This is a genomic window from Atlantibacter sp. RC6, assembly GCF_014193285.1.
GTDB lineage: Bacteria > Pseudomonadota > Gammaproteobacteria > Enterobacterales > Enterobacteriaceae > Atlantibacter.
Map to the genome: position 1 here is coordinate 463,702 of NZ_JACHZE010000003.1, position 18,994 is coordinate 482,695.

Here is an 18,994-nt window from a genome sequence, read left to right on the forward strand (position 1 = left end):
GCCCATACGTGGGCAGGGGTAATCAGGGAGAGGCATACACGGTGTTAGGCATATTTTCCGGGGGTATCTGGCGCATTCCGTTTCGCGAAAGCTTTTTGCCCGGCCCCCATCAAAAATTGTCATCACAACGCCCGGTACCGCCGGGTATTAACGCCGTCGCGGTGTGGGGCTTTCGCCCGAGCGCCCGTAAGCCTGCTGAAATGGCGCAGGCAGCCCGCTTACCTGTTGTGCGCCTTGAGGATGGTTTTATCCGTTCGTTGGGTCTGGGCGTACAGGGTTGCCCGCCGTTGTCGATGGTCGTTGATTACCAGGGTATGTATTACGATGCCTCAACGCCGAGCACGCTCGAAACGCTGATTAAGGACTCCGCTGGCAACGCGCCGCTGGCCGACGAGGCGCGCCAGTTGATGGCGGACATCGTCAGCTATGATCTCTCGAAATACAACCAGGCTGCCCCCTGGCGCCCCGATAGCAGGGACGGCAAACAGGTGCTGGTGGTCGATCAAACCGTTGGTGATGTCTCTGTTAGCAAGGGCAATGCCAGCCCTTCGAGTTTTACAGAGATGCTGGAAACCGCGCGGCGCGAAAATCCTGATGCGCGGATCCTGGTGAAAGTACACCCCGATGTACTGTGTGGTAAAAAAGCGGGCTATTTCGCCGGATTGAAAAACGATGCGCAAATCCAGCTGTTTGCTCAGGACGTCAGCCCGCAGTCGCTGCTGCGCCATATGGATAAAGTTTACGTCGTCACCTCCCAGTACGGTTTTGAGGCTTTGCTGGCGGGCAAACCCGTCGTCTGCTTTGGTCAACCCTGGTACGCCGGTTGGGGGCTCACTGACGATCGTCATGCCGAAGCCGCTACGCTGGCCGCACGACGCCAGCCTGCCACGCTGGAAACGCTGTTCACCGCCGCCTACCTGCGCTACACCCGCTACCGTAACCCGATAACCGGCGAGCCCGCAGATTTGCGTGTGGTTGTGGAATGGCTGGCTCTACAGCGCCGACATAATTTAGCCCGCACCGGTCACCTTTGGGCACCCGGCCTGAGCTTATGGAAATGTTCGGTATTGAAACCGTTTCTTAAAACGGCAGATAACCGCCTCAACTTTTCAAGACGCGATAAAGACGCAACCGCCTGCGTGGTATGGGGTACGCGCGGCGAAGCGAAATGGCAGTCATTAGCCCAACAAAAATCGCTGCCGCTATGGCGCATGGAAGATGGATTTATCCGCTCGTCAGGCCTGGGTTCCGATTTACTGCCTCCGCTCTCACTGGTGCTTGATAAAACCGGTATCTACTACGATGCACGTCGCCCCAGCGATTTGGAAAATTTGCTTAACGCCAGCGCATTAACCGAATCCCAGTCCCAACGAGCGCAAGCGCTACGCCAGAGCCTGGTGGCTCATAAGCTCAGCAAATATAACCTGGGCGGCGCCTGGCAACTGCCTGCTGTCGCCACGGGTAAACGCATTCTGCTGGTGCCCGGACAGGTAGAGGACGACGCCTCTATCGCCACCGGCACGTTATCCATCAACACCAACCGCGATTTACTGCGAACCGTGCGCGAACGCAACCCTGACGCGTTTGTTATCTACAAACCTCATCCTGATGTGGTAGTGGGGAATCGCCAGGGGCAGATTAGCCCGGAAGATCTTGCCGCCTGGGCAGATTGTGAGGCGCGGGATGCCGATATTATTCACTGCATCCAGCTGGCCGATGAACTTCACACCATGACCTCGCTATCAGGCTTTGAAGCGCTGCTGCATGGCAAACAGGTCTACTGCTATGGAATGCCGTTCTACGCCGGTTGGGGGCTGACGCATGATGAGCATACGCTGGCGCGCCGTATTCACCGGCTGAGCCTTGAGGATCTGATTTACCAGGCGTTAATTGAATATCCGACGTACATGCATCCGATCCGGCAGGAGCCCATGACGGTGGAGGAAGCGGTGCGTGTATTGAAGAGTGCGCCACGTGGAGAGATGAAAGCGGACAGTAAACAGCTCAGCCGAATAAGCCGCAAAGTTCGTAAAGCCAAAATGTTTTTCAAAGTGAAGTTCGGTTGAGGCCTGGGGAGTTTGTGAGGGATAACACATGCAAAACACAACGGTAAAAAAATTACTCTCCGGCAAGCGTTACCTGCTCTTACAGGGGCCAATGGGACCGTTCTTTCATGACGTGGCAAACTGGCTGGAAAGCCTGGATCGCGAGGCGGTAAATGTGGTGTTTAACGGGGGCGATCGTTTTTACTGTCGCGACCGTCACTATTTAACATTTACTGAAACGCCGAAAGAATTTGCCAGTTGGCTTAAAACCACCTGGCAGGCGTACCCTTTCGATACCATTCTCTGCTTCGGCGACTGCCGCGCATTGCACGTTGAAGCCAAACGCTGGGCGCAGGCTAAAGGTGTGCGCTTTTTAGCCTTTGAAGAAGGATATTTGCGGCCGCATTTTATTACGGTAGAAGAAGGAGGGGTAAATGCGTATTCCTCCCTGCCTCGCAATCCAGAGTTTTACCGCAACCTTCCCGACATGCCGCCCCCACAGGTTGAATCATTGAAGCCGTCGGCGAGGCTACGTATATGGCATGCTGCCTGGTATTATCTGGTGAGCTGGATTTATCGCGCCGAGTTTGCCCGCTACCGTCATCACAAACCTTTTTCACCCTGGTACGAAGCACGCTGTTGGATCAGAGCGGCATGGCGTAAGCAATGGTATAAATTCAAACAGCGCAGCGTATTGCCTCGCCTGAAAACCGAGCTGGATCAGAAATACTATCTGGCGATTTTGCAGGTCTATAACGATAGCCAGATCCGCAATCACAGTCCGTATAACGACGTTCGTGATTATATTAACGATGTCATTTTTTCATTCGCTAAAAAGGCACCCGGAGAGATGCACCTGGTCATCAAGCATCATCCGATGGATCGCGGGCATCGTTTGTATGGGCCGTTGATTAAGAAGCTGAGTAAAACATATGGCGTGCAGGACCGGGTTATCTATATTCACGACCAGCCTATGCCGGTTGTACTAACCCATGCGAAAGCGGTAGTAACGATTAACAGTACAGCGGGGATCTCAGCGCTGGTTCATAACAAACCGCTGAAGGTGATGGGCAATGCCCTGTACGACATCAAGGGACTGACGTATCAGGGCCATCTGCACCAGTTCTGGAATGCTGGCTTTAAGCCGGATATGAAGTTATTTAAGAAGTTTCGTGGGTATTTGCTGGAAAATACGCAGGTTAATGCGGTTTATTATGGAAAAAATAAAATAGTTAATAAATATGGAGTTTATCAGACAAAAGGATTAAATGATGTGGTAGATATAAAATCATAAATTAATTAAAATGAACTCTATTTTGCAAAATTACAATACCTTCTTTTTTGGAAATACTAGGATGCTTTCTATCATTATATACATATAGAGTATAAAGAGTATTGTTTATATCATTCAGATATAAACCTTCATTTTCAATTCTTGTAACGTTAAATCCCATTTGAGTTAAAGATTCAAGCATTGTTACAGGCTTGCAAACATTATCTACCAGTAAATCACCTTCAAGATTAAATACTCGATAACCCTGATAAACATTTTTGGTTTGCGGCGCGCCTTTTTCGTAAAAAGCACCATAGCTACTGGCAAAAAAACCATTTCCCAACACAACGCCCTGCCGTTTTACATAAGATAAAGCATTCATATTTGCCGTAGTGGTGATAAAGCCAGAATGCTGTAATTGCTGTTTGATTTTAACAATAAGTTTGAAATTCCGATCAAGTAACAGAAGATGGTTTCTGGGATTCGAAGGTGAACTGGAACCTCTGTTATCTTCTATGAGCCATCGATTATCATTCCATGCAAACTGATTAAATAAACCCACGTTAAATCGGGAAAATAATTTAAGATGGCGACCGTTAGGGTTATCATTAAACTCATAATAATGTAAAGAACCATTTGTTGAACCAACCGCAAAAAACTTCCTATCATTGTAATTATCTACTATTGCTAAACCTTCGCCCGCTACCCCATAGCCTCCATTGTCAATATAATCGTACCCAAGATATTTACCAGCCTTGTCATATACAACTATTAAGTTAGATTTATGCTTGGGTTGAGAAATATATAAAATATAAATTTTCCCTTTGTGAAGTGTGAAGGCGCTAGGATAGAGATAATCTACCCCCTCGATATTTTTTAAAGTGGAAGCATAACCATCAAATAATAAAGGTAATTTAGCATATATATTATCAGATGCGATTTTACATATGCTATCGTGGGCGTTAGCAGAAGAAAACATCAGAGAAAAGGACAGAACTGCTAAAATTTTAAGCATATTAATTTAAATAATCAAATAAAATATTTTATACCTTCATTTTTTAACTGTATATCAAAAAGAGATAAATTAATTAATGAAGTTATAGCATGTAAGGAATTCGGAGCAACATCAGGATGTTTTTTGATATCATTATTGAGACTGCTAATAATAAAGACCTTATCATTTATAGGCGCTATGGCTTCTAAAATATAACTATACTGCTCTGAATTTTTAGAAGTTATTATTTTTATATCTGAAATAGTTTCCCCTCGTTTTTTTAAATTAAATAATGTTGAAAACTTATCAAACTTACTTTCAGGAAAGATGTTTTCAGTCATATGAAAATCATCAAGATTGGTTATATAATACTCATCATTTAATACCGGATCGACAGACACAACCTTATAATTGCCTAAAAGGCCATGATACAACGCCCCCGTTCCTCCTTTCGATGCACCGTAAAGTAAGACATTTTCGCGGTGAATTTCATTCTTATCACAAATATTTTTTATTAAAGCCTGTATGTATTCTTCATTATTAGGTTTAGCAATAGTATTTAAATAAAAAGCGCCTGTAATACCTCCAATATCAGCGACCCTTAAAATAGAAACATTTTTACCTACATATTTATCGATAGTTGAAAAACTTTTCGGGAAATATCGTGATAAACTTGCAGTGTGTGGCTCAGGAGATATTTGCGAGAAAACAATCAATAACTTTTTATCAAACGTTTGTGTGGCCTCGGTATATTGATAAACGATACCATTACTATCAATGTCATAAATTTTGTTTTTTAGTGGTTCCCAAAGGTTAGGTAAAGCGGACTCATGAACAAACGATGTTACTCCCTCTCTTAAAACATAGGCATAAAATTTATTGTTTGTAAGAAAAACAAGCTTTTTTAATAATTCTTTATTACTTCTGGCCAGTCTAACCATATTGAGTTCATTACCATCCTTAAGCTGAGAGTGATTGATATGAACATATCGATAATGACCAAATGAAATTAAATTACAAAACTTTTTATAATCGATATTAAAATCAATATTCAAAACTACGCTAGACATTACAAACCCTATTTTATTAAGTTATAGAACATATTAATCGCATTGCTTTGATACTGTTCAATATCAAATTGTTCATAGCATGGCCTGTTTCCAATAAAATTAGACAATCCTCTAGATAAACCCATTACAGAGTTATCAACAAGCATCCCGTATTTATCTTTGAGTACTCCTCTATTACCAACAATATCAGTCGCTATTATAGGTTTTTTGAGTATCATCGCTTCAAAGAGAACCATTGGTTGCCCTTCATGGTTTGAAGACAATACAAAACAATCAGATTTTTTCAAGTAAGGGAATGGATTATTCTTCCTTCCTAATAAATGTATTACAGACTTCAACTTTAGTTTATCAATTAATGAAGTCAGGTTAGTGCTGAGAGGCCCATCACCTAAAATAATCAACTGTATGTTTTTATGAGTTTGGTAAACTTCATAAAATGCATTGATTAATTTCTCATGATCTTTTTCTGGTGAGAGACGGCCTAACGTAATAAATGTTATTAAATTTTTATCAAAAAGCTTGCTATCTTCAAATTCAGTACAAGACAAGGATTCAACCTGCACAGGATCTTGTAAATTATCTGCAAAGGCAAATTTATCTAATTGCACTAAATACTTCTCGCCTAATTGTAAACTATTTAAATTTTTAGTGTCTTCAGAAACAGATACAATTTTATCAAATTTATTATATAAGTTGAATACACCTTCTAAATAAGAATATTTTTCTTTGAACTCTGAAAACATATCATTATGTTGGAAGATGATTTTTCGGCAAGTATCAGTGGGTAAAGAAGAGAAAACATGAGCCCATTTTTTATTATAACCTTCGAAATGAATTACAGCTTTAGGTATTCTACCTCCAGTAATTCTTTTGAACTCCCGTTGATATGCTGATTCTAAAACCGCAGACATATTATCGCTGGAATATCCACGCTGTACATCAAATTTATTTTGTATCCATTTTTCTTCTGGACTAAAAATACACCCTCCTTCCCAACCAATTATCTGAACATGAGCGGGAACTTTAGATATCGTCATAATTCGTTCTTCATTTTCCTTAATGGAATTAACATCGACTGCTAAGGTGACAGAAAAACGATTATAATCAATTTTGTTTAATAGATTCAGTATCGAAGTAGCAATACCATTTTGATAAAAAGGGCCGGCATAAATAAAAATGTTCTCCCTTAATGGCGGGATAAATAACTGTGATTTCTCATTAATACCATAGAAAAAGAGATCAATTACCCTGCGGGTAGCTTGTCCGTCATCATAAGGTACAAATTTCTTAATAGATTCCTCAGCATTAAAGCCAGTTTTATGCTCATCAGAGATGATTTTTGCAAGGCTTTTAGAAAGTTCTTCTCTAACAAAACATACCGTACCCGGCAACTCCTCTGGAGGAATATATAAACCTCTCTCTAACTTATATTCTTCCAAGTCATACATATAATAAATAATTGGTTTTTTTAACGGCAAGAAATCAAATGCAACACTTGAATAATCCGTTATTAAGATATCAACTGCAGCAAGTAAGATGTTTGTATCAATAGACTCATGTGCAATAACTGCCGGAATATCCAATTTCGAAATCAGTTTTTCGATCATGTGATGCCCTCTAAAGACAATTAATGCCCCATTAGTCTTCATAGCGGCAAGATCTTTTATTAACGAGGTAGTATCAAATTGAGCGCTTCCATGTTTACCTCGCCAGGTTGGAGCATATAGAACCACTTTCTGCCCAGGTTTAGCACCAAGTTTCGCTTTTAATTCCTCTACATTTTTTTTAGATAAGTTTAACGTTGAGTCAACCCTAGGATAACCCGTTGCTGCAACGACAGCATTGCTGATATTCGAAACATCGTACCTTTCGAGCAATATATTATTAGTATAATCGTTCTGGCTTATGATATGTGTTGCTTGGAGGAAGTTTCTCGCAACGTTGGCATGAGCCAAGAAATTATCTTTTATATCTTTTCCAAGATACTTCATAGGTGTGCCATGCCAAGTGTTTAAATATTGCTGTTCATTTTTTCTAATAAAGTAATTAGGGAATGACACATTATTTATAAGATATTTTGCAGACGCCAAATATCTTAAATATGCATCCGATTCACGTTCGATGATAATAACATTTCTCTTTCGCTTTAATACTTCTGGGATTTTTACCCCTTTTGCAATAACCCAAACAAATTTAAAATTCATAAATTCCTTTGATTTATGAAGATAATTAAATATTGCCAGAGGATTACAACTAGCTGAAGCTCCATGAAAGCTTTCTAGTAAAATCACATCATCTTTAACTTTTAATCTATCGTAATACTCAAGGTAGGAAGAGTGATGTCTTAGTCTGTTATTGGTCTTCAATTCATCTAGAGGAACACCATAAGGCTTCGAAAATGAAGATGATTCTGTAAATGCTTCGCAAGCTTCTTTGAACATCCTCAGCTTAAATCTTATGATGCCCAATTTAAAATACATTTGTGAATTATATTTACTATTGCGCTCAATTGCCGATGAAATCATTTTCTCTGCCATTGGCAAGTCTTCTAATAACTCAGCATCATGTGATCTTTGCAAAAACTCATCAGCGCTCCAAGGATTGGATGAGTAATATTTATTACTCTTCACACTAATCGAATCGTTATCAGAGTCATTCAGCATTAAAAAGGCGTAGCAAGCTTTCTCATATAACCCAGCTAAATAAAATGCATATCCTAATCTAAAAAATAAATTTTTATCAAAATTTTTACTCGCCCTGGCCGCCATTTCATAATGTTTAGCTGCAAGCAAATATTTTTTATCTCGTTCCAAAACAAAACCTGTACGATAGTAATATGAGGAATCACCCGGTTTTATTTTTAGCGCTTTTTGATATGCTATATTTGCTTTATCCCAAAGGTACGAGCGATCGTATGCTAATCCTAAAGAATAGTAATATTTCGCATCTTTTTTTATGTTCGAGGGTAGTTTTTCAAGGGCTCTATATGTGTCAACCCATAAACCCTTATTTTTATGGAGTGCGGCGACACCGTATTTTTTTGCGTCTTCATTACTGCTTTTCTTTATCGCAATTTGATAATTTTGGTTGGCTAACTCCATATTACCACTACGCTCATGGCAGTATCCCAGCCGGTAAAACCACTCGTATTCCCCTGAATCCAGAGATATAGCCTTCTCATAAGCTTTTACAGCAAGGTCATAGGAACTCATTTTTTCATACGCTACGCCTAAATTATAAAATTGCAGAGGGTTAGTTTTATTTAATTGACAGTACTTTTCTAAAATCTCTAATTCTTGCCACCATTTTTTCTGCTTATGGTAAAGTTCAGCAATGCTGATTAAATAAACCTCATTATTATCGTCTAATTCTATTGCTCGTTTTATAAAATTCTCAGCGATTAATGGCCGTGTAAAGCCGATTAAAAGCATACCAGCGTTATAATAATCTTGAGAGTTTTTTAGGATGTTATTAAAAACATTCTGATATATACTTTCAGCTTCTTTCTTATTGTTTGTATTTTCTAGCGCAATTGCATATCTGAACTGCCATCTGTAATTTCCCGGTCTTTTTTCGCTCGCCAGACGTAAATAAAAAAGAGCTTCTTTCCACTTTTTTAGTTTTGAATATGAAAAACCAATTTGATAGCTATCTTTACCACTTATGTTTTTATTATTTTTAAATGCCTTTTCGAAGTGGATAAGGCTATTAGTCCATTTTTTATTATAAAAAAAGTATTTGGCTTTGAAATAATTGGTAGAAAACATCATGCAGAAACCTTTATAGAAAAAAATTAAAATACGTTACTATCAATATCGTCTAGTTTTTTTTGTAAGCTCTTGATTTTAAAATTCTCACCACTATGCAATGATAAAGCCATGCATTTATATATATGCGCTTTCATCTCATACCTATTTAGTATCTCAGCATTAGGTGTTCCAAAGGCAGAATCGAAATCTTTTTGTTCTATTTTCCAATTACCATAGTTCTCGGTTAAGTATAAGTCATAATTTTCTGGGATTTTAAAAACAACACCAAGAAACCGATGATCTTTTAACAAAAATGGCGTATTATTCCATTTTAACTTCACGCCGCCATGCCAATAATTATCCTGTTCTTTATAATGATAAAAAACATCGATTGATATTCCGTTGACGTGTTTTATCCTAATAACGTGCTGTGAACGAAATGCATGAAATTCGAAATAACCCGATGAGGATAAAATATTAATGAGGTTATTCCTTTCACTGTTATACCATATACCCACATCAATATCCTTATCATGACTCAATAATTGACCATTACGTATACATCCTAATAACGTTCCGCTTATAAGGAAAAACTCTATATTATTATCATTGAAAATGGTTCTCAAATCTTTAAGAGCGTCATTAGCAGCATTTAAAGAAAATTGTTTTTTTGAATGCGTTGGAAAAACGCAATTACCAAGAGGAATATTATTTATAAAATCTTTCCAGATAGCCAATGAATAATCGAATTGTTTCGCTCTTAATGCTGCCGTAGCTATATAACCGTTAAGTTCATAATGGTATTTTGGGATTATGTTTTTTAATTGATACGAATGCCATAATGCATATAAATCTAAAAACTCCTCTTTAGAATCAACTAAATTCGCCATATATAACCATGTCTTAAGCCTTTTAGACCTACACAAAATGATTCTCAGTATATCCCAAGACTTAGCTCGATCATTCAGTATCCGATATGATTCTGATAATAAATAGTAGCTTTCAGCATGACAATTATTATCAATAGTATTTTCCAAACACAAGACAACTTCTTTATATTTTCCGTTTAAAAAATACGCGCGAGCAAGATAATAATTTACAACTGGGTTGTTAATCTTAGCGATTAATTTTTTGCTTCTAATTAACTCTTTAGAATAGCCCCGCTCAATTAGCATAGAACATAAACATGCAAAAAACCCGCCAAAATATTCACTTTTAAGTTGTTTTGCTTCATTCCGTGATTTTTTTAATCGTAATATAATGCCAGATGATAATGAATTCATATCGTTCAATTAGTTATATTTTTTTATCATTGCAATCAACTCTGAAGTTGAAATACCCTCTGTTCTGGGGAGATAGTGAACTTCACAAATATCTTTGTAAATATCAAACTTTCCTTCCCAATCATTCCCCATGATCAGAATGTCAGCTTTATATTTTTTAATATATTCTGCCTTAAGTTCTAAAGATTCCTCAATGAATACTTCATCTACACAATTTAGAGCAGCAATAATACTTGTTCTTTCAAACTCCGGATAAACGGGATTGCGCTGTTTTTTAGAGAAATTAAGCGCGTCAGAAGAAACACCTACAACGAGTCGATCTCCATATGCTTTGGCTCTTTGTAAGATATTGATATGTCCGATATGCAATACATCAAACGTTCCAAATGTAATAACAGTGCGCATTTTTATCTCCTGATAAACTATAACTTTTCATCAGCTATATACATTGATATAGCTTCTTCTAAATTGTCGTGTAACTTGGTCTGACTCTGCCTGTCTATAAGCAATGCCACATCACAATACTCTTTCAACGAATTCAAACTGTGTGAAACCATCAAAAAGCTAGCTTCTTTATGCCTGGAATTAAATAAATCCGCGCACTTCTGTTTAAACCGCGCATCGCCCACCGCCGTGACTTCATCCACCAGATAATAATCAAACTTAAAAGCCATGCTCAGTCCAAACCCCAGACGAGACTTCATGCCTGATGAATAAGTTTTAATTGGCATATCGAAGTATTTACCCAACTCGGCAAAGTCTTCGACAAATTCGATTTTGTCCTGAAGCTCTTCTTTTTTTGCATAAAGCCGCGCGACGAATTTAACGTTTTCACGCCCCGTCAAACTCCCCTGGAAACCACCCGACAAGCCCACCGGCCATGAGATAGTTTTATCAGTAATGATGCGTCCACTGTCTGGGCGATCGATACCGCCTATCATTCGCAGCAGCGTCGATTTACCCGCACCATTACGACCTATCAGCGCGACGCTTTTACCGCTCGGCAATTCAAGATTGAGATCTTTAAAGACGTAATGCCTACCCTGCGGGGTACGGTACGATTTAGTGAGGTTTTCTATTCTGATCATGACGTCAGCATTGCCTCTTCGCGCGTGCGATAAAGCGCCAGCCCCACGAAAAGCGTCCCCAATGTGCATATAGCGAGATAAGCGAGGCTAACGCCCTCAGTTTGATAACCCGCTACTACAGATTCTCGGCTCAGTTCAACAACATGCACGATCGGGTTCCAAAGCAACAACGGCCAGTAATCTTTTGGAACTGCATGCAGGGGGAACATAATGCAGGAAATGAAATACAGCGGTTTAAGCATGACAGGCAGCAGCTTTTCGGTTTCCGGGAAAGTGCTCCCCACCACCATAAAAATCAGCCCAATGCCACAGGAAAACAGCACCAGCAAAACCCAGGTCGTTATCAACGTGATCAGTTGCGTAACCGCAAACTCCTCGCCGCACAATCCGACTATCGCCATCAGGATGATATAAACCGCAACAAAGATCAGGGTTTCCAGTACTGCACGTGAAATGATGGTGTCGATGGGTTTTACCGGGCGATAGTTGAACAATCCCTGGTTCGCAGCAATCGCGCCAATCGAGCGCGTGGCAATATTGCTAAAAATAAAGTAAGGAATAATGCCGTTTAACAGAAATACCGGAAATGAAATATCCGGCATAGTGCGATGCATAATAAAGCCGAATATAAATAGCAATATCAGCATATGCGCCGCTGGTTCCAGAATCGCCCACAAGTATCCCAGGCGGTACTTCCCAAAGCGCGTTTTTAGTTCGCGTAAAAAGAGGGCGTGCACGGCGGCCTTCTGCACCTCGAACCCACTTCTGGCCATAATAAATCCACATTTTTTGAGGGGGTTAGACACGCTACCGCCCCTGGCTTTGCAGCAACCAATTGCTGTACAACGCAGGCAGCGATGAGAGAAAGACAAAGAAGAGAACATTCAGATGAATCGCGGGACAGGTTTGTCCGTTCATGTGCCGGACGCCTGGGTGAAGTGGGTCAAACAAAAACGAGGTTAACCAAACCTGGTAAAACTGCGCTAAAGCCCATCAATCCTGGATATCGACTGGAGTTCCTTCTAAAAAAACCCCGTAAAATTAACCTCTGCGTAGGATTAATCCTAATCGTTTTGATCTATTAATGCCCATAGTTTTATTAGCCGCAGGCGATTACAAGGCGTTATTATGTATGTAGAACAATTATTACGCGTGTATGTAATACGTTTTATATTTATAGAAACGCAAAAAATACTCTTTTATATCAACAACATAAAAGAAATTATCTTTATTTTGCAATTTAGAATCCACAAGATATGTATATAAATAAACTTAATAAAGAAATTTCCCTTAAGTAATAACCTCGCGTGTCAGGAAAAAAATTAAGAATCTACCATTACCCATTAAGAAAAATATTAGGCAAAATATCTTTTTGTCACCTATTAATATTAATGATCTAATTTCATGGTTGTTTCTTCCGATAGTTTTCGCTTATTCCAGAAAATTTCATAATAAAATCAATATAACAGGCCAGTGCTGGCGAGTTCAGCTTGCGGCTGGGGTAGACCAGATACAAGTCATTGCCCTGCGGTTGCCACGCTGGCAACGCTATCGCCAGTTCGCCACTTTCTAACGACTCTTCTACAAGGAAAGAGGGTAATAACGTTATGCCCGCCCCCACCTGTGCGCATTCCCGGGCATACAGCAGATTATCGGTGGTATGCAGGCGCGGCAGGTCGCAGCGATAGTAGGTCTCTCCTTTTTGCAATACCCATTCGCTCCAGGCCCGATGCACAATGCACTGGTGTTCCGTCAGTTGGCTGGGGTGTTCAAGCAGGGGATGGGTATCCAGATATTCCGGCGAGGCGACCAGAACGCGCGGGCTGTAACCAATTATCCGTCCAATCAGTGATGAATCCTGCGGTTTGCCGGTACGCAGCGCCACGTCATACCCCGCTGCGACCAAATCCACTACCTCATCAGAAATAGACACTTCCAGCACCACGTCTGGAAAACTGCGCTGAAACTGGGTATTCATGCGTGCCAGCAGCGTCGCGCCAATACCTGCCGGGCAGGTAATGCGTAAACGGCCACTGGGGTTATCGCGCAGCCTTTGCAGCGCGTATTCGGCGCGTTCCGAGGCGTCGAGCATCTCCCGGCAGTGCACCAGATAACGCTCGCCCGCAAACGTCAGGTTGATTTTACGGGTGGTACGGTTGAGCAACCGCAGCCCCACCTGCTGTTCCAGCTGGCTGATGCGCTGGCTGACGCTGGATTTAGGTAACCCGGCTTCCTGCGCCGCTGCGGTAAAACTCCCCCGCTCGGCCACCAGCGCAAACAGCGCCATATCCTGAAGTTGTTTAAACATGATTGTTCACCTCACACGAACACAGCGTTAGTGATTGTCCATCTTATCATCCTTATCTTCGTGGCCTAGACTGTTCCACACCATCACTTATCAAACCCGATACGCGGAGCGCACCATGTCAGTGAAAGCCATTGCCGTTAACCCACAAGATCCAGCCAGCTTTATTGAAATCCATCCTGAAATGCCGCAGCCTGGCGACTATGATTTGCTGGTTGAAGTTAAAGCCGTGTCGATTAACCCGGTCGATACCAAAGTCCATCAGGGCATCCAGAAGAAAGGCTTACAGGAGCCGCGCATTTTAGGCTGGGATGCCAGTGGGATTGTGAAATCCACCGGCAGCAAGGTGAGCGGTTTTAAACCCGGCGACGAAGTTTATTACGCAGGGGATATCACCCGTCCGGGCAGCAACACCACTCATCAGCTGATTGATGCGCGCATCGTCGGCCACAAACCGAAAAGCCTCGATTGGGCCGCAGCGGCGGCTATCCCGTTAACAGCGCTGACGGCCTGGGAAGGATTGTTCGAGCGCCTGAACATTCAGGATGCCGGCGAAGATAAAACCCTGCTGATTATCGGCGGCGCAGGCGGCGTCGGTTCGCTGGCCATCCCGTTCGCCAAGCACAACAGCAAAGTAAAAGTGATCGCCACCGCCTCGCGGGAAGATTCCGCCCAGTGGTGCCGGGACCGGGGCGCGGATTTGGTCGTGAGCTATAAAGATCTCCCGGGCGAACTGGCGAAGCACGAGATTAAATTCGTCGATTACATCTTTATCCTGAACGATACCGACGGTCACTGGCCAGCCGTCACCCAACTGGTTGCGCCGCAGGGCCATATCTGCACCATCGTGGAAAATACCCAGCCGCTGAGCCAGGACGTGTTGAAATCGAAATCCGCCGCTCTGCACTGGGAATTTATGTACACCCGCAGCATGTATCAAACCGCCGATATGGCGCGCCAGAGCGAGATCCTCGATCAGGTCGCTAAACTGGTGGATGACGGCGTGGTGGAAAGCGCGCTTAGCGAGACGTTACATGGCCTGAGCGTGGAAAGCGTCCGCGAAGCGCACGCGAAAGTGCTGGCCGGGCATATGCGTGGGAAAGTGGTGATTGCGTTTTAATGATGCTCGCTGCAAATTACCAAAATAGCGAATACCCGTAAGAAAACTGATTTACAGGTCGACAGAATTATCTCTGTCGACCTGCCGTATTGCGGCATAGGTTCCAGCTTGTGAGGGTTACCCAGGTACGAGATCGGAGGGCGACACTACTGACAAAATGTCCCTTTTTTATCATTATCCGATGAAGATCCGCACAAACAATGGCTCCATGCTGTGATCAACATTGATAGCAACGTATTAACAAAAAAATAGATAACTGATATCGATATATCCCTGTAATTTTTTTGCCCTTCTATTTCTTCAAAAGACAATTGTTCGCTATAGCTCCAGTGTCCAATATGATAAAGCAAATACTCCACTGTATTTTTCAGAATAATAACCAGATCGGTCAAGCTAAAAATCAAGAAGAAAAGGTGGAATACAGTTAAATAAATCACTCCAGCAATCATATCCTTCTTTGAGTATGTCTTCGTCAATTTCAATATCAAAAGATAAATCAATACCAGGATGACAGTAGATGAAATCGTGTCCATACATACGGATACAATATGCTGAAAGCCGGTTCTCTCGTAACCACTCCACGCGTAACTGCTGAAATCTACATTCGCCAGGACAAGAATAAAGATGAAAGCAAAACCTAATGGCGCCAGACATACTCGCGCGGCTATGGGTATATAGTTTCTAAATGGCTTACGCACGTCGCATCCCAAAAACATTGAGTTCGCCATAGGCTTTGAGTGAGCTATGAGGTATAGGTTGCTGTGGACTTCTCAATAACGCCTGGCGAAACTGATAAAAATCTCCTTGATTACAGAAAGTTACACAACCATCTGACACCCCTGTTCCGTCAGGACGCAGCGGATGTAACCGGAAGCTGCCGCGATTGACTCCATCAACAAACGTTTGATCATCAATCGAACCATCTTGCCTGTACAATGCAAACCATTCCCAATAACGGTTGCCTGTTTTTATCCATTTCTCAACCATCCTTTCCATCGAACCAATGCCTCCCATAGGCCTGTCTACAATCCAGTATTTTCCAGTTGGGACAGGACCGTTTTTACACCTGGAAAACTCCAGGACATTCATAAAAGCGCCTAAACCTGAGAATACGGGAAAAATTCCAACGTCAGCACAGCGCAGTTTTAATCTATTATCGAACATTTTATCGTTGTAATTCAGCTCACAGAAAACCATACGCACCTTCCTTATCAAATATTCAGGAATACGGCCCCCATATTAATTCTGAAAGGAGATACTGACTCAGTTTAATTGTTACCGGTTTTTTTCTAATAAAAATAGTGAATGAATAAACCACTTATATTTTTTCAAAAAATGTTCTTATACTGCGCTCAATTACGCTATCGATAAATCTGGCTGGTAAAAAAAGGGTCGGTGTTAATTAAGGCCTGAGTCGAGATAAAACCACAGGCCTTCCGATTAACGTGAGCGCAATCCCATCAATCAATACATCACAACGCCTGCCTTCTCTCCAGCCCTGGCGCGCGCCATAGTGACGTCGTCAGCCCGCTGTCCACCAGCCCAAGCTGATCCGCATACACCGCCTGCCATTTCTGCATCATTTCGTCGTACAGTTCGCGGTGCGCCGGATTCGGGGTGAATTCGCGTTGCCAGCTCACCAGTTTTTCTCCGGCGCTGGCCATATCCGCATACAACCCAACGCCCGCCCCCGCTGCGATGGCGCAGCCCAGCGCGGTGGCTTCTTTGACTTCCGGCACGCGCACCGGCAGCCCGGTGACGTCGCTTAATATCTGGCTCCACAGCGCGCCTTTCGAGCCCCCGCCCGCAAACACCAGCCCGTCGAATTTTACCCCGGAAAAACGGGAAATCTGCGCCAGGTTGCAGGCCGAGACAATCGCGGCATTCTCTTCCAGCGCCCTGAATAACGTGGCCTTATTACATTTATCGGCATCAATGGAGAGGTTAATAAACGACGGGGCCGCGTGATACCACTTATTAAAGTGCATCGCGTCAGAGAAAATCGGCATGACGCCATGGGAACCCGCCGGGACCTGGCTCGCCATCTGCTCCAGCAGTGCATAGGTATCGGTGCCGAGCCGCTCGGCGATCAGTTTTTCCTCGGCGCAGAACGCGTCGCGGAACCAGCGCATGGTCAAACCGGTGAAAAAGCTGATCGACTCCGCCTGCACCATGCCGGGGATAACGTGCGGGTTAACACGGATGTTCATTTGCGGATCGGTGCGCACCGTCGGGAGATTCACGACCTGCTGCCAGAAAGTGCCGCCCAGCACCGCGGTTTGCCCGGCGCGCACCACGCCAAGCCCCAGGCAGCCCAGTTGCACATCGCCGCCGCCCATCACCACCGGCGTGCCTTCGCGTAGCCCGGACTGCGCCGCCGCGTCGGCGGTCACCGCGCCCAGCACCGTACCGGTCTCTTTCACCGGCGAGAGAATATCGGCACGCAAACCGGCCATATCCAGCAGCGCAGGCCGCCAGTCGCGGGTATTCAAATCCAGCATTCCGGTGGTGCCCGCGTTAGACGGGTCAACCGCCAGCTCGCCGGACAACTTCGCCGCCAGCCAGTCGCTGATCATGGTGATGGTCGCCGCCTGGCGATAAATATCCGGGCGATGGTGCGCCAGCCACAGCAGGCGCGGCATGGCGCTCAGCGCCAGGGTTTGGCCGGAAACGTGGTACACCTCGGATTCAAACTGGTAGTCGTGGATCTCTTTAAGTTCGGAGACTTCATGGCTGGCGCGGGCGTCGACGTTGGCGCAGGCCCAGATCGGCTCGCCGTTGCGATCGTACAGCACGATCCCTTCGCGCATCGAGCAGCAGGCGACGCTGGCGATATCGCTGGCGGCTAACCCCGCTTTCGCCAGCGCTTCCCGGATACAGCGGCAGGTTAACTGCCAGTTGGTGTTGAGATCGAACTCCATCGAGCCGGGAACGTCCGCCACGCTCTGGTGGGTCCATTCCGCCTGGCCTGCGGCAATCTGGCGTCCTGCTAAATCAAAGATAACGGCACGGACACTGCCTGTTCCGGCGTCTAACGCTAAAAGGTAACTCATCGGCTTGCCTCGCTCTGTTAAGGTTCGCGAAGCAAGCCCCGGATTATCCCGCCAGAGCCAGCACCGCGCGCGCTGTCGCTTCTTCTGTTACCAGGCCGTTGATACGGCCACCGCGCAAGGCGGCATAAATGGCGTCGGCTTTCTCTTCGCCGCCCGCCACGCCCACGATGGTGGGGAGCTGGGCCAGCTCAGTCAGGGAGATGCCCAGCAGTTCGCGGTGGATCGGCAGATCGTCAACCTGCTCGCCATCGGCTTGCAGGAAATAACCGAGAATGTCGCCCACCGCGCCTTTACGGGCGTACATCAACTGCTCGCCTTCGCTGATATAACCGGAGCGCAGGATCGTCGCATCGCGTTTCTGGCTCACCGACCCGATGCCTACCACCGCCACGTCGGCGGCGCTGGCGGCCAGCAGCACATCGCGCACGCTGGATTCGCGCTTTAAAATTTCCGCCACTTCCGGCGACGACACCCGCAGCGGCGCGGGGATAATGCTGACGCTACAGGCCGCATCAAGCTGACCGATGCCGGTCATATACGGCCCTACCCCACCCGACAACGTCACCAGCCGGATCTGCTGGGAACTGATAAACCCGCTTAAATGTTGCAAACAGCTCATGGTGGCTTCGCCAAATCCCACCGCCAGCAGTTGCCCCGGCTCCAGCACGCCCATCAGCGACTGCGCCGCGCCAATCCCCAGACGGGTATTCATCGGCGGCGTATTCAGCGCGGGCAGCACCCGCGCCAGCCGTAGCCCGAAACGCTGGGCCAGCGCGGTTTCCAGCGCCAGGCAGCCTTCGTAGCGCGAGTTGATTTGCACCCGGATCACCCCCGACTGGCGGCCTTTCTCTAACAGGCGCGAAATCTTCAGTCGCGGTAACCCCAGCCGCTCGCCGATATCGTTCTGGGTCAACCCGTCGTGGTAGTAGCACCACGCCACGCGTGCCACCAACTCTTCTTCGGCCATTGCGATACCGGCATACCGTCCCTCATCGCTTCGTTTTTCGCTCATAA

At 44.5% G+C, this 18,994-nt stretch carries 14 protein-coding genes; 3 read left to right on the forward strand and 11 right to left on the reverse strand.

Annotation, left to right across the window (positions count from 1 at the left end; all coding sequences use genetic code 11):
* Nucleotides 1-41: 41 nt before the first annotated feature.
* A complete protein-coding gene (locus FHW74_RS10170) occupies nt 42-2,066 on the forward strand; it encodes a capsular polysaccharide biosynthesis protein (protein ID WP_183170320.1) in 2,025 nt (674 codons plus the stop codon).
* Nucleotides 2,067-2,094: 28 nt separating this feature from the next.
* Nucleotides 2,095-3,339 carry a capsule biosynthesis protein gene (locus FHW74_RS10175; RefSeq protein WP_183170321.1) on the forward strand — a complete coding sequence of 415 codons (1,245 nt, stop codon included), beginning with the start codon at nt 2,095-2,097 and terminating at the stop codon, nt 3,337-3,339.
* Nucleotide 3,340: 1 nt separating this feature from the next.
* Here the strand turns inward: FHW74_RS10175 and FHW74_RS10180 are convergent, their stop codons facing one another.
* The 8 genes from FHW74_RS10180 to FHW74_RS10215 all read right to left on the reverse strand — a co-directional run bounded on the left by FHW74_RS10180 (nt 3,341) and on the right by FHW74_RS10215 (nt 13,810).
* A complete protein-coding gene (locus tag FHW74_RS10180) occupies nt 3,341-4,333 on the reverse strand; it encodes a hypothetical protein (RefSeq protein ID WP_183170322.1) in 993 nt (330 codons plus the stop codon).
* Nucleotides 4,334-4,347: 14 nt separating this feature from the next.
* Nucleotides 4,348-5,382 carry an XcbB/CpsF family capsular polysaccharide biosynthesis protein gene (locus FHW74_RS10185; RefSeq protein ID WP_183170323.1) on the reverse strand — a complete coding sequence of 345 codons (1,035 nt, stop codon included), beginning with the start codon at nt 5,380-5,382 and terminating at the stop codon, nt 4,348-4,350.
* An 8-nt stretch (nt 5,383-5,390) separates the two neighbouring features.
* Nucleotides 5,391-9,152, reverse strand: a complete 3,762-nt coding sequence (locus tag FHW74_RS10190; protein ID WP_183170324.1) for a CDP-glycerol glycerophosphotransferase family protein — start codon at nt 9,150-9,152, stop codon at nt 5,391-5,393.
* A gap of 23 nt (nt 9,153-9,175) precedes the next feature.
* A complete protein-coding gene (locus tag FHW74_RS10195; RefSeq protein ID WP_183170325.1) occupies nt 9,176-10,414 on the reverse strand; it encodes a LicD family protein in 1,239 nt (412 codons plus the stop codon).
* A gap of 9 nt (nt 10,415-10,423) precedes the next feature.
* The gene (locus FHW74_RS10200) at nt 10,424-10,819 is read right to left on the reverse strand and encodes an adenylyltransferase/cytidyltransferase family protein (protein WP_183170326.1); all 396 of its coding nucleotides are present in this window, start codon (nt 10,817-10,819) and stop codon (nt 10,424-10,426) included.
* A 17-nt stretch (nt 10,820-10,836) separates the two neighbouring features.
* Entirely contained in the window at nt 10,837-11,502 is a 666-nt protein-coding gene (locus tag FHW74_RS10205; RefSeq protein ID WP_183170327.1) for an ABC transporter ATP-binding protein, read from the reverse strand.
* A complete protein-coding gene (locus tag FHW74_RS10210) occupies nt 11,499-12,275 on the reverse strand; it encodes an ABC transporter permease (protein ID WP_183170376.1) in 777 nt (258 codons plus the stop codon). The genes FHW74_RS10205 and FHW74_RS10210 overlap by 4 nt, the downstream gene beginning before the upstream one ends.
* A gap of 629 nt (nt 12,276-12,904) precedes the next feature.
* Nucleotides 12,905-13,810, reverse strand: coding sequence for a LysR family transcriptional regulator (locus tag FHW74_RS10215; RefSeq protein ID WP_183170328.1), 906 nt, complete (start codon nt 13,808-13,810; stop codon nt 12,905-12,907).
* A 115-nt stretch (nt 13,811-13,925) separates the two neighbouring features.
* On the opposite strand from FHW74_RS10215, the gene FHW74_RS10220 reads away from it, so the two are divergent.
* Nucleotides 13,926-14,927, forward strand: coding sequence for a zinc-binding alcohol dehydrogenase family protein (locus tag FHW74_RS10220; protein WP_183170329.1), 1,002 nt, complete (start codon nt 13,926-13,928; stop codon nt 14,925-14,927).
* A gap of 690 nt (nt 14,928-15,617) precedes the next feature.
* On the opposite strand, the gene FHW74_RS10225 is transcribed toward FHW74_RS10220, so the two are convergent.
* The 3 genes from FHW74_RS10225 to lsrR form a co-directional block, all read right to left on the reverse strand.
* Nucleotides 15,618-16,124 (reverse strand): DUF2778 domain-containing protein, encoded by a 507-nt coding sequence (locus tag FHW74_RS10225; protein WP_183170330.1) that lies wholly within the window; start codon nt 16,122-16,124, stop codon nt 15,618-15,620.
* Between the two features lie 275 nt (nt 16,125-16,399).
* A complete protein-coding gene (lsrK, locus tag FHW74_RS10230; RefSeq protein ID WP_183170331.1) occupies nt 16,400-17,980 on the reverse strand; it encodes an autoinducer-2 kinase in 1,581 nt (526 codons plus the stop codon).
* 43 nt (nt 17,981-18,023) lie between these two features.
* Nucleotides 18,024-18,992, reverse strand: coding sequence for a transcriptional regulator LsrR (gene lsrR, locus FHW74_RS10235; RefSeq protein ID WP_183170332.1), 969 nt, complete (start codon nt 18,990-18,992; stop codon nt 18,024-18,026).
* Nucleotides 18,993-18,994 lie beyond the last annotated feature (2 nt).